Origin of the sequence: Massilimicrobiota sp. An80 (assembly GCF_002159255.1) — a bacterium.
Classification (GTDB): domain Bacteria; phylum Bacillota_I; class Bacilli_A; order Erysipelotrichales; family Coprobacillaceae; genus Allocoprobacillus; species Allocoprobacillus merdigallinarum.
In genome coordinates this window covers 16,816-29,393 of the sequence record NZ_NFHI01000033.1, presented here as the reverse complement: position 1 = coordinate 29,393, position 12,578 = coordinate 16,816, and the positions used below count along the sequence as shown (strand labels likewise).

General features: G+C 33.5%; 15 protein-coding genes and 1 tRNA gene. 9 read left to right on the top strand and 7 right to left on the bottom strand.

Annotated features, from left to right (window positions below; genetic code table 11):
- Window positions 1-141: 141 nt before the first annotated feature.
- Genes B5G32_RS09600 through pepT form a run of 3 tightly spaced genes read right to left on the bottom strand, consistent with a single transcriptional unit; the run spans window position 142 to window position 2,830 of the window.
- Entirely contained in the window at window positions 142-627 is a 486-nt protein-coding gene (locus B5G32_RS09600) for a hypothetical protein (protein WP_087936520.1), read from the bottom strand.
- Complete coding sequence (locus B5G32_RS09595) at window positions 624-1,544, bottom strand: diacylglycerol/lipid kinase family protein (RefSeq protein ID WP_087296774.1); 921 nt, start codon at window positions 1,542-1,544, stop codon at window positions 624-626. Before B5G32_RS09595 ends, B5G32_RS09600 begins: the two co-directional genes overlap by 4 nt.
- A gap of 50 nt (window positions 1,545-1,594) precedes the next feature.
- Entirely contained in the window at window positions 1,595-2,830 is a 1,236-nt protein-coding gene (gene pepT / locus B5G32_RS09590) for a peptidase T (protein ID WP_087296773.1), read from the bottom strand.
- A gap of 104 nt (window positions 2,831-2,934) precedes the next feature.
- On the opposite strand from pepT, the gene B5G32_RS09585 reads away from it, so the two are divergent.
- The 9 genes from B5G32_RS09585 to B5G32_RS09550 all read left to right on the top strand — a co-directional run bounded on the left by B5G32_RS09585 (window position 2,935) and on the right by B5G32_RS09550 (window position 9,132).
- Entirely contained in the window at window positions 2,935-3,522 is a 588-nt protein-coding gene (locus tag B5G32_RS09585; RefSeq protein WP_087936519.1) for a ribonuclease H1 domain-containing protein, read from the top strand.
- Window positions 3,519-4,433 (top strand): exonuclease domain-containing protein, encoded by a 915-nt coding sequence (locus B5G32_RS09580; RefSeq protein ID WP_087936518.1) that lies wholly within the window; start codon window positions 3,519-3,521, stop codon window positions 4,431-4,433. The genes B5G32_RS09585 and B5G32_RS09580 overlap by 4 nt, the downstream gene beginning before the upstream one ends.
- Window positions 4,424-5,005, top strand: a complete 582-nt coding sequence (locus tag B5G32_RS09575) for a GNAT family N-acetyltransferase (protein ID WP_239386230.1) — start codon at window positions 4,424-4,426, stop codon at window positions 5,003-5,005. Before B5G32_RS09580 ends, B5G32_RS09575 begins: the two co-directional genes overlap by 10 nt.
- Before the next feature lie 15 nt (window positions 5,006-5,020).
- The gene (gene glf, locus B5G32_RS09570) at window positions 5,021-6,157 is read left to right on the top strand and encodes a UDP-galactopyranose mutase (protein WP_087936517.1); all 1,137 of its coding nucleotides are present in this window, start codon (window positions 5,021-5,023) and stop codon (window positions 6,155-6,157) included.
- Window positions 6,158-6,166: 9 nt separating this feature from the next.
- Window positions 6,167-7,183 carry a glycosyltransferase family 2 protein gene (locus B5G32_RS09565; protein WP_087245019.1) on the top strand — a complete coding sequence of 339 codons (1,017 nt, stop codon included), beginning with the start codon at window positions 6,167-6,169 and terminating at the stop codon, window positions 7,181-7,183.
- A complete protein-coding gene (locus tag B5G32_RS09560; RefSeq protein ID WP_087936516.1) occupies window positions 7,183-7,824 on the top strand; it encodes a phosphatase PAP2 family protein in 642 nt (213 codons plus the stop codon). The genes B5G32_RS09565 and B5G32_RS09560 overlap by 1 nt, the downstream gene beginning before the upstream one ends.
- A gap of 132 nt (window positions 7,825-7,956) precedes the next feature.
- The gene (gene epsC, locus B5G32_RS09555) at window positions 7,957-8,493 is read left to right on the top strand and encodes a serine O-acetyltransferase EpsC (RefSeq protein ID WP_087245056.1); all 537 of its coding nucleotides are present in this window, start codon (window positions 7,957-7,959) and stop codon (window positions 8,491-8,493) included.
- A 117-nt stretch (window positions 8,494-8,610) separates the two neighbouring features.
- Entirely contained in the window at window positions 8,611-8,787 is a 177-nt protein-coding gene (locus B5G32_RS13985; RefSeq protein ID WP_165352248.1) for a hypothetical protein, read from the top strand.
- Window positions 8,788-9,055: 268 nt separating this feature from the next.
- Window positions 9,056-9,132, top strand: a tRNA-Arg gene (locus B5G32_RS09550).
- A gap of 209 nt (window positions 9,133-9,341) precedes the next feature.
- On the opposite strand, the gene B5G32_RS09545 is transcribed toward B5G32_RS09550, so the two are convergent.
- The 4 genes from B5G32_RS09545 to B5G32_RS09530 all read right to left on the bottom strand — a co-directional run bounded on the left by B5G32_RS09545 (window position 9,342) and on the right by B5G32_RS09530 (window position 12,124).
- On the bottom strand, window positions 9,342-10,787 hold the full coding sequence (locus B5G32_RS09545) for a site-specific integrase (protein WP_087936515.1): 1,446 nt from the start codon (window positions 10,785-10,787) through the stop codon (window positions 9,342-9,344).
- Window positions 10,788-10,805: 18 nt separating this feature from the next.
- Window positions 10,806-11,006 carry a helix-turn-helix domain-containing protein gene (locus B5G32_RS09540; RefSeq protein WP_055200357.1) on the bottom strand — a complete coding sequence of 67 codons (201 nt, stop codon included), beginning with the start codon at window positions 11,004-11,006 and terminating at the stop codon, window positions 10,806-10,808.
- A 462-nt stretch (window positions 11,007-11,468) separates the two neighbouring features.
- Window positions 11,469-11,705 (bottom strand): helix-turn-helix domain-containing protein, encoded by a 237-nt coding sequence (locus tag B5G32_RS09535; RefSeq protein WP_008817951.1) that lies wholly within the window; start codon window positions 11,703-11,705, stop codon window positions 11,469-11,471.
- Between the two features lie 2 nt (window positions 11,706-11,707).
- Window positions 11,708-12,124, bottom strand: a complete 417-nt coding sequence (locus B5G32_RS09530; RefSeq protein ID WP_087936514.1) for an RNA polymerase sigma factor — start codon at window positions 12,122-12,124, stop codon at window positions 11,708-11,710.
- Window positions 12,125-12,578: the final 454 nt, after the last annotated feature.

The window sequence follows — 12,578 nt, the reverse complement described above, 5'->3', positions numbered from 1 at the left end:
AAGAAATCTTCATGATAATTTTGTCAATATCTACCAATATCCATGCACATTTAGACGGGCTCAATATATAGGCACTCCATTTCTTATTGAATAGAGCATCTTTTTGGGTTAACATAGCCGTTTTTATGGAGTTAAAATCAATTACCAACATTTAACTGAAGTTAAATTTTTATGAAAAGAAAACTGTGTGGGAATACATTTTCCACGAGGGTTATCCAGATGATATTGTTGTGCCCATTTTTTAAAATGACGATCTAAATATTTGGTACGTGCATAGTTATCTGGCATATCTGTATATAATTGAAGAATATGCAAAGGATCATTGATTGGGATAGGAAAAGATGAAACTGTCTTGAAAAATGAAAGAAGGGTATCATGATTCATGATTTGAAAAGCATATTCTTCTTTGGGTGTGATGATATTGATATCCACATAATAATTCATATAGATGCTTAAAATGTTTAACATTTGCATCATAGAGCACATGGAAATATTGATTTCCTGGATATCCTGAAATGCAATGGAATAGTCTTGAAAATATATGTGACTATGATCCCAAAGTAATAATTCATAAGCACTTTTGATATCATCATCTTGAGTGAGTTGTACCTGATAACGTGTTGTCATAATGATTCTCCTTGATAATTGAAATGATGTGGAATGATGACACATAAGGATTGTTTTTTGACACTGACATGAATTGGAAAGGTTGTTCCTTTTTCTCCATCAACATCGTATATAATATCCTTATCACATTCAATAGTTAATTCTTTAGCTTGTACATAAGTAATAAAAGGACTCTTTTCATGACTGTTTAATTTATAATCTTTAAATAAAGAAATTAAATCCGTAGTAGAACAATTTTTAATAATTAATAAATCTAATTGACCATCTTGAACATTCGCATGAGGTGTAATGTCTTTAAAGCCACCTACCTGTGAAGTGTTTGTAATAATAAACAGTTTGGCATCTTCTTCAAAAGTTTGATCATCAGCAGTGATTTTTAAATGCAATGAAGTATGCAGTTGGGTAGGTAACTGTCTTATACCACTGATATAATAAGCTAAAGGACCAAATCTTTCTTTATCAGCTTTTGAAACCTGAAAACTAATATCACTAAACATGCCTCCTGCAATCACATTTGCAAAATAATGTTCATTCACTTTTCCAATATCTACTTTCATTGTCTGAAAATCTTCAATCATTTGAATAAAATCATCAGTATCATGAGGTAAATGTAAATGGTTGGCAAAGTCATTCACTGTTCCTCCTGGTAATATCGCAAGAGGAGTCTGTAAATGGTTTTCAATAAAACCATTAATGATTTCATTGACTGTGCCATCACCACCAACACTGACCACAAAATCATAATCATCATCTTTTAATTTTAAACAATATTGATAAGCATCATCTTTCTTTTCCGTATAGAAGACATCAATTGTAGAAACCAGCTTTTTTAAAATCATTTGACCAATGATTTGATCCAGTTTTTTTTGAATTGTCTTTGTGCCGGCACTGGGATTAATGATAAATAAACATTTCATAATGAACACTCCTTATTTTTATTTTACCATTAATCAAAAAGAAGATAAACCTAAAATGGAATATCTTCTTTCGCATAGACATTATTACGGATTAGTCTTAATAAAAGTTCAACACCTTTTTTCATCATATGAATAGAAACAAATTCATAAGGACCATGACAATAGAAGCCACCTGTTCCAAGGTTAGGACAAGGAAGTCCTGAAAATGAAAGACGGGCACCATCTGTTCCACCACGAATAGGTGTAATACGAGGCTGTAAGCCAATATCCTGCATAGCAATTTCAACCTGTTCTACAATATGAGGATGATCTTTGATAACATCTTTCATATTGAGATATTGTTCATGCATCGTGATATGAATAGCTTCATAGCCATAAAAACTATTCAAATAAGCTTGGATACGTGAAAAATCATTAAGCTGTTGTTTCAGTTTTAAATAATCATGGTTACGTACAATATATTCTAATCGTGTCTGTTCACAATTCCCCTGCATATGTGTTAAATGATGGAATCCTTCATATCCTTCAGTGAATTGAGGTTTTTGCCCAGATGGTAACATGTGGTGAAATTCCATAGCCACTTCCTGTGAATTCACCATTTTGTCTTTGGCACTACCAGGGTGAATGCTTTTTCCATTGATTTCAACAAGTACCTGATAGGCATTGAAGTTTTCAAAGTGAAATTCATTAATATCGCCACCATCAATTGTATAGGCATAGTCAGCCTGAAAAATATCAAGATCAAAATGTTCAGTGCCACGTCCGACTTCTTCATCAGGAGTAAAGGCAATCATAATATCATTATGTTTAAATTCAGGATGTTTATACATATATTCTGCCATACTCATAATAATCGCAATTCCAGCCTTATCATCACCACCTAAAAGTGTTGTTCCATCAGTTGTAATCAGATCATGTCCAATCACTTTATTCAAATCAGGGAATTCTCTTGGGGATAATAAACGGTCATTTTGAAAAGGAATGTCTTGTCCTTTGTAATGACGAATGATTTGGGGATGAATATGTTCACCACTGGCATCAGGGGAAGTATCCATATGGGCAATAAAACCTATAACATCACCTTGGTGATCATTGTTAGATGGAATCTTTCCATAAACAACACCATATTCACTCATTTCCACATCAACCAATCCTAAAATACGCATTTCTTCTATTAAAAATTGAGCAAATTCTTTTTGATTGGCCGAAGAAGGTGAAGTGGTTGAATATGGATCAGATTGTGTTGGGAAACTGACATATTTTAAAAATCTGTTTTCTATTTTCATTTTTCATAACCTTCTCTCTTTATCATGATTATATCATAGGAATCATATTTTTTACTAGCCAAATGTCATGAATATGATTATAATAGGGAGCGGAGGTTAAAAAGATGGCAAAATATTATGCAGTGAAAAAAGGAAGAAAAAATGGTGTTTTTTCGACATGGGAAGAATGTCAGTCAATGGTGAATGGTTTCAAGGGAGCAGTATATAAATCATTTCCTACATTCAATGAAGCTCAGGCGTATTTAGATGAACAGCCTCAATCTTTTGATGGTTATGGACTGATTGCATATGTAGATGGCAGTTATAATCAAAAGACAAAAGAATATGGTTATGGTTGTATCTTAATTGAAGGCCAAAAAGTGATTTTGAAAGTCAATGGTAAAGGCAACCATCCTGATTATGTCAGTATGCGTAATGTGGCTGGTGAAATTGCGGGGGCACATCAGGCAATCTGTTATGCGATTGAACATTGCTATTCTATGATTTGTATCTATTATGATTATGAAGGTATAGAAAAATGGGCCAATCATCAATGGCAGGCCAATCGCCCTGGAACAAAAGCTTATCAGTCATTTATTGATGCCAGTCGTCAAAAGATTGATATTCGCTTTATAAAGGTTTTGGCACATAGTGGGGACTTCTATAATGAGATGGCCGATCAGTTGGCTAAAAAAGCAGTAGGTATAGCATGAGTGAAAAAATAACTGTTTTTGATATTGAAGTTTTAAATCAGGATCCCGCGAGTTTATGTGCCATTGGTATTGTAGAAATTCAAAATCAAGAAGTCGTTTCAACATATTATGCCTTAGTGAAACCTAAAAATTTAAGTTTTGATAGCTATCGCTATAAAATACATCAAATTAGACCTCAATCATTGTATAAAGAAAAAACATTTGTAGAAGTATGGAAAGACATTCATCATTATTTTGAAAATACGATTGTTGTTTCTCATGATATTCAAGGTGATATGATGAATTTAAGGGCAGCCTTGAAACAGAACCATATTCCATATCCTCGATTACTTATGTCCTGTACAAATGTTTTGGCACATCTTGTTTATCCAAATCTTCAAAAATATAATCTTAAAGATCTATCTCAAATGAATGGTTTTGCATTTCAGGCTCATCATGCTTTAGAAGATGCGAAAGCTTGTGCTTATCTGTTGATTCAAATGATGGAACGTGAAGATGTAGACAGTTTATATGCTTTGCATCAGAAGTATCATTTAGAATTTGGGGAGATGAAGGAAAACTATTATCGAAATATTATGTCAGCTGAATCAGCAACGCAATTATTAGAAATGAATCAAAAAGAAGATGCTTTGTTGTATCATCAATCAATCTGTTTTACTGGTAAATTATCTATGCCTCGAGAATTATTGGAAGAAAAAACAAAAGAAGTCTGTGCCTTATCAACCAATCAGGTCAGTACCCAAACCAATTATCTGGTTATTGGTGGTAAAGGTTATCATAAAGTGCGTTTTAGCAAAGACAATAAAAAAGTTCAGAAAGCATTACAGTTAATGAAACAGGGACAAGATTTAAGAATTATTCATGAAAAAGAATATTTAAAGCTTTTAGAGGGGAGAAAAGAATGTCTATAAATATAAGAGTGGCTAAAAAAGAAGATGCACGTGCTATTTTAGATATTTATGCTCCTTATGTTCTATCGACCAATATTACTTTTGAATATGATGTTCCTTCTTTAGAAGATATGACAAATCGTATTTGTCAAACTTTAGATTCATATCCTTATTTAGTTGCAGAAGTTCAAGGTCAGATTGTTGGTTATGCTTATGCCTCTTCTTTTCATAGTCGAGCTGCTTATCAATGGGGGAGTGAATTATCTATTTATTTAAATCAGCATTATCATGGGCAGGCGATTGGAAAAAAACTTTATCAGGTTTTATTGGCACTGTTAAAGTGCATGCATATTCAAAATGTCTATGCCTGTATTACTCATCCCAATGTCAAAAGTGAAAGATTTCATGAATCATTACAGTTTCAGTATGTGGGATGTTTTCATCGTGCGGGATATAAAGCCAAACAATGGCACGATGTCATCTGGATGGAAAAAGCTATTGGAGATCCTCGTCATGTAGAATCTTTTATTCCTTTTTCGAAGCTATCCCTTCAACAAATTGAATCATGTCTAGGTTTATGTTATGATAAATAAAATGAGGTGAAAAAAATGGATACATTAATTATCGGAAGTGGTTTTGCTGGAAGTGTTGTGGCGAGAGTTTTAGCCCAGCGTGGTGAAAAAGTCAAGATTATTGAAAAAAGAGATCATATAGGTGGAAACTGTTATGATGAATATGATGAATATGGTGTTCTGGTTCATAAATATGGACCTCATATCTTTCATACAAATAATAAAGAAGTTTATGATTTTTTATCACGTTTTACAAAATGGTATGATTACCGTCATGAAGTTGTTGGAAATGTTTATGGAAAGATTATTCCAATTCCATTTAACTTGAATACATTAATGATTGTTTTTGGTCAAGAAAAAGGTGAACGTTTAAAACAGGAATTGATTGATGCATATGGTGAAAATGCAAGAGTTCCTATTTTAGAATTACAGAAGAATCCATCACAGGGAATTCAGGAAGTGGCACAGTATGTTTATGAAAATATCTTTTTGAAATATACAATGAAACAATGGAATCAAAAACCTGAAGAAGTTGATCAAAGTGTCACTGCCAGAGTACCGGTTTTGATTTCTTATGATAATCGTTATTTTCAAGATCAATATCAGGGAATGCCATTAGAAGGATATACAAAGTTATTTGAAAATATGTTGAATCATGAAAACATAGAAATTGAATTAAATAAGGATGCCAAGGAAGATTTATCTTTTGATATGCAAACACATCAGGTTTATTATCAGGGACAACTGTGGCAGGGAAAAATTATTTTTACGGGTGCTATTGATGATTTCTTTGATCATTGTTTAGGAAGATTGCCATATCGTTCATTACGCTTTGAGTATGAACATTATCCTGAAGATCACTATCAAAGTCATGGTGTTGTCAATTATACCGTCAGTGAAGATTTTACACGTATTACAGAATTTAAATATTTAACAGGTCAAGAGATTGCAGGAACAACTATTGTTAAAGAATATCCAGAAATATATCGTAATGAAACTCAAGTTCCTTATTATGCTATTTTATCTCCAGAAAACTTAATGATGTATCAAAAATATGTGGATTATGTGAAACCATTTTCTCACTTTTACTTGTTAGGGCGTTTAGCACAATATAAATATTATAATATTGATGGCATTGTAGAAGAAGCTTTAAAACTTGTTAAAACATTGTAGGAGGATGTTATGAAATATTTAAGTATTGCGATTCCATGTTATAACTCACAAGATTATATGGATAAAGCGATTGAATCATGTTTAATTTTAAAAGATGATGTAGAAATTATTATTGTTGATGATGGTTCTAAAGATAGAACAGCCCAGATTGGTGATGACTATGCTGCTTTATATCCTGATACAATCAAATGTATACATCAGGAAAATGGGGGACATGGTCAAGCTGTAAATACAGGTTTAAAAAATGCAACAGGACTTTATTTTAAAGTTTTGGATAGTGATGATTGGTTTGACCAGTCTTCACTTGTTAAAGTGATAGAAACAATTAAACAGTTACATCAAAAAGATCAAGATGTCGATATGTTCATTGCAAATTATGTATATGAAAAACCAAGTGCCAATAAATCTAGTGTGATTAAATATACAAATGCATTGCCACAAAATAGAACATTCAGATGGTATGATTTAAAACATTTTTACCCACAACAGAATTTATTAATGCATAGTGTTATTTATCGTACACAGTTATTAAGAAATTGTAATTTACAATTACCAAAACATACATTTTATGTTGATAATTTATTTGTTTATCAGCCTTTACCTTATGTCAATACACTGTATTATTTAAATGTTGATTTATATCGTTACTATATTGGTAGGGAAGATCAGTCTGTTAATGAAAAAGTGATGATTTCACGTATTGATCAACAGATTAAAGTCAATAAGATGATGATAGATTGTTGTGATGTGATGAAATTAAAGAGTCGTAAACTGAGAAATTATATGGTGAAATATTTAACGATGATTACAACTGTATCAACAGTTTTACTGATTAAATCAGGAACACCTGAACATTTACAAAAGAAAAATGAATTATGGCAGTATTTAAAAAATAAAAATCCTGAACTTTATAAAGCTGTTAAACATACATTTTTAGGTTCTATGATGGAAATGGATGGACATGTTGGTAAGAAAATGATTACAACAGGATATGCTATTTCTAGAAAGCTGTTTGGATTTAATTAATGAAGAATTTGTTATATCGTTATCGTCATGCATGGGTATTTACATATTTTATTCTTTATTTACCATGGTATTTTGGATTACAGTTAAGGAATATTTCTTTTCATGATGTTTATACAAGTATAGATGCATGTATACCTTTTGTTTCATGGTTTATTTATCCTTATATTTACTGGTTCCTTTTTGTAGCAGGGACAATTGCCTATTTGTTTTTTACACATCGTCGTGATTTTTATAAATGTGTTGCATTTTTGTTTATAGGAATGACCATTTGTTTGATTATTTTTACAATATATCCAACAAGTTTTGATCATCGTCCTGTGATTGAACAGAATTCTTTATCTATGAATCTTGTTCAGTTTATTTATCATGCTGATAAGAGTCAAAATGTATTTCCTAGTATTCATGTCTATAATTCTATTGGATGTGCATTGGCTTTGATATTGTGTCCAGATTTTAAACAATCTAAAGGTATAAAAATATTTGCATCTGTTTCAGCTATTATGATTACTTTATCAACGATGTTTATTAAACAGCATTCTATATTGGATGCTGTGGCAGCAATATTATTGGCTATTATTTTGTATATTCTGATTTATAAAAAAGATATTTTTCAGATAGAAAAACGGGTTTCTCTCAAGTAGAGAAACTTTTTTTTAATATGATAAAAGTCAATACAAATAGATTAAATTCACATATGATAATATAAAAATGATAATATGATTTGTGTATAGGGGTATTTTATGGTTAAATATAAAGAAAAAGAGGTGAAGAATATGGAAAAAACATTAATTGGTAGAATATTAGAAATGGATCCAGCAGCACGACATCCTTTGAATGTCATTGTGAACTATCCTGGATTACATGCTATGTTTTTATATCGTATTTATCATTTTTTATGGAAATGTCACTTCAAGCTCATTGCACGTCTATTGAGTCAAATTGCGCGTTTTTTAACAGGGATTGAAATTCATCCAGGAGCAACTATTGGAAAACGTTTCTTTATTGATCATGGAATGGGAGTCGTTATTGGTGAAACAACAATCATTGGAGATGATTGTACTTTATATCAGGGTGTGACATTAGGGGGAGTTGGAACTGGTGAACATAAAGTCAAAAGACATCCGACTTTAAAAAATAATGTCATGGTATCAGCTGGGGCCAAAGTCATTGGGGATGTCACAATTGGTGATAATAGCATTATTGGGGCTTCTTCAGTAGTATTAAAAGATGTGCCAGCTAATTGTACAGTTATTGGTATTCCTGGCAGAATTGTAAAGGAAAATGGTGAAAGAGTAGATAAAGCATTATAAACTATGATGCTATATGATAACTTATAGTATTGTTTTTGTATGAGATGAATTCATTTATTTGTATTTTATTCATAAAAAACCTCCTGCTTCATAAAAATGAAATAGGAGGTTTTATTAATGTCTATTGAGATACAGGCAGCTTTATATTATTATGATTTGGGTTTGTTAAAGAGAGAAAATCATTTATATTGCTTAGTAGATTTAAAAACAGGTGAGTGGTATGAAAAAATGACGATTTATTATATTGAAACATTGCTAAAAAGATGGAATCAATATCGAATGTCTATTCAATGATTGAATTCAAGTATATAACATGTTAGAATAAAGCATGTTAAAAGTTGAAATGTCCACGTAGCACAGCTGGATAATGCAACTGCCTCCTAAGAAAGTGTTATAACATATACTTCGGAGGACAAAGGAAAAGGTAGCAAGTAAAATTAAATATAGATTTTCCAAATGTCGCTATAGCTCAGTTGGATAGAGCGACCGCCTCCTAAGGGCTAGTTGGAGCAATCGCCTTATGAATTGATAACCAGATAAATTTGAATAGATTTTTGAAAATGTCCCAGTACCTCAGTAGGATAGAGGGTCCGCCTCCTAAGCGGAACGCCGCAGGTTCGACTCCTGTCTGGGACGCCAGTAAACAATGCTGAAAGCCTTGATTTTTCTAGGTTTTCAGCTTTTTTTATTCTAACGTTTCTATCCTAGCTGAAAGGGAAAACCATTTTCTTTGTAAGTTAAACTCGATATTTTATAAAGACTTTTTCAGAAAGTAGGCTTGCTAACACTTTTTTATTCTTGATGAAAAAATGCTGGATTTTTGAAAATTTGCTAACACTTTTGAAAAATTACTTTTTGAGTGTTTGCTTTAAAAGCTGTTCTTTCATCTCTGGCGAAAGGGATTTAAGCAGCTCCAACAGTGCCATATCGCTGTCCGAAAAACCAGTATCTAGCGGTTGATTGCTGGTATCTTCATTGAGAGTAGAATAAAATTCTTTGTCCATTTTCTGTGCGTTGAAACGTCTGTCCTCGTCAATGATTTTGGAATAAACATCTGTAACCATTTCTGCCTCTGCATGTCCTGTATCACCCTGTACGGATTTTACATCACCGTTTGTCATTTTCAGTTTGTAACCTGTACTCAAATGACGTAAGCTGTGGAATACCACAATTTCATAGTCGTTTTCTTCACAGAGTTTTTGAAACCTATCTCTGACAATGCGGCTTTCTACGGGATTTCCGTTTTCTAAGGCAATGACAAGGTTATAATCGTTATATGCACTACCGAGAAATTCTTTTAATTCCTGCTGGTCTTTTTTGTACTGTACCAGTAGCTGTGCCACCGTTTTAGGTAGCCAGACGGTTCTGTTGCTTGTTTCTGTTTTTGGTGTTTTCAAAACAAGTCTTGTCGTGCAATGTGGTTTCTGTGTAGGAAAGATTTTAATAATGTCTTTTTCTTTCAATTTCTGCATAGCCGCAGCATTTACTCTTGAAAGCTCCTTATTGATGATTACCCTTGCATTATCCGTAGCAATGGATTCTTCATCAATAATCACATCTTCCCATGTAAGACCCGTGATTTCACCAATACGCATTGAACAGGAAAAAGCTAAGTGCATACATATGGAAAGCAAATCATCTTCCGCAGCCTGTACCGCTTGACGGAATGTCTTTATACTCCACACTTTACGTCTGACTTTTGGAACTTTTGGTAAAATCGCCAATGACGCAGGATTTCTCTTGCTTGTGTCTATGTACTCCCAACGAATAGCTTGATTCAAGGCACAGCGGATAATATCATGTATCTTTTTGATGTTCGCAGGTTGCACACAACGACCAGTTGCTTTTCTATTTGAACGAGGTACTTCTGGTACACTCAATAAATCGTTGTAATATTTTGATAAGCCTTTTGTTGTAATCTCATTGAGTTTCCAATCACCAATAATCGGATTGATATAATTCTCAATACTGCTTACCTTGCTGCTGAATGTGCTAGGCGACCACTTAGATGTACCGTAGAGATTGACGAAAATTTTTAGGAAGTCACGCAATGTAATTTCCTCGTCAGCAACTTCCAGCTCTTTTTTTGAATCCTCAATCTGGCGTGCAAATTGTTCCTCTAAAGGAACTAATACATAACCATATTTTTCTTGATAGTATTCTACAAAGGCTTTTCGCTGCTTTGCCTCTTTTCTTGTTTCCAGCGTGTCCCATTTTTGTTTTCTCTTACCTGTATTGTCTAAGTACCAGTAAATAACGGAAAAAGTTGATTTTCTTTGTTTGATTGTAGCCATAATTTCTCTCCTTAATAGTCAAATTTGATTCAACCATTTATCGAAAGAAATTTTTGATACTCGTATGACTTTACCAACACGGACATAATGAAACTGACCGCTTTTCACCAATGAATAAGCTGCTTTTTTACTAATATTCAGTTGTTCAGCAATTTCCTCCACTGTATAAGTCTTTTTTTCCTTTTTTAGAGGGTGTGCATTTTGTGTATCACTTATCACTAAAAAGACTCCTTTCTTTGTGACAGCAACAAAACACACTCGCTTAATGAAATCATTATAGCATAACTTCATAAAAAGCGAACATACATTTTGCTGCTGAAAATATCTTTTTTCTAACAATCAAATAGCTCTGGAAAAGCTCACTGGACTTTCACCATTCCCATTCTGATGGGTGAACCGTGTCATACGGGTGTATCATTATACAGATATACAGGTCATGGCAGGACGACCATTCCAAAAGTCGTTCACGGATCATTGTATGAATCGCTCACTTTGTTTTGAAAGGTCATGGCGTACAATATCCGTCGGCTCGCTGCATATCAAACGTATCTGATTGTTTATTCAGTTTTCAAAGACCACTCGACTGTGTTTGCCAGTCTATGAAAAGCTACTATCCGATAATAGACTTTCATAGAATGACAAGCAGAGGGAAAGAGAGAAAAGCTCTGCCCGTCAGAATTGTTAAACTACAATAATCTCAAAGTTTGCAATCATATCCATAACCGCAGCCTGTATTCTGCCTTTTAGTTCAGAATCGACTACCATATAGACATTACCGTACTCGTCGTACAATTTGCGTAGGCTCAACTTTGATATGTAACTGTCATAGAAATTCAAGATTTCCTGTATTGCGGTTTCATCACCATTGGTAGCCGCCACAATCACAGCAAACGGTATACGTTTTGTGTTATTTTCCACACTTATTCCTCCTCCATCATTTTTCGTATTTCTTCCAGAGTGCTTGTCCTGTGACGGTAAACAGTGGAGCGAACCACGTTCATAAGTTCTCCGATTTCTGCGTCAGACATATCCATAAAGTATGACAACAAAATAATATTGCGCTTTCTCTCTGGTAAACATTTAAGAGCTTTGCTTAACTGGTCGTCAGATACTTGTACTTCCATGCCAAGAACATTGAACACGGTATAATCGCAGGAATAATTATCGTAAACGCCAGCTTTATTCAATTCCAAATTCGATACATCAGAGAAAGGAATTTCATGCTGCAAACGTCTTGAAATACTGCGCTTATACTTCATTGCTGCTCTCTTGATGACTTTTTTCGTAAGGCAGTCAAACTGTGCTTGAATAGCCTGCTCGAAAGAAGATGACTTCATATTTTCACCTCCTTTCTGCGTGAGAGTGAGGGAGGGTTGTTTTCCCTCTATCCCCCTTTCCGCACAGTAGCTACCCACGCAGCAGCTATTTGTTGCGCTTTCAGAAAAGAATTTGAAAAATATTTTTAAACAGCAAAAAAGCACAAGAGCGTGATGGAAACATTGTTCTTGTGCTTTAGAAATTATTCCTGCTATATGATGTAAAAAACCACATTCAAAAGTAGACTGTACCGTTGTATAAGCTAAGATTTTTTTAACAGTAACGGATAAATCGAAGAATATCGTCTACATAGTATTTTCAATGCGGCTACCTCCTAGAGCCGCTAAGCCAAAACCAATCTACTATGTTCTGCTGGGAAAAAGAAAAAAGCGGCTTTTAACCGCTATCCAAATAGAAATGAAATATTTGTACGCAAAAGTGGTACTGCCGATAGCGGTTTTTTTTATTTACCGC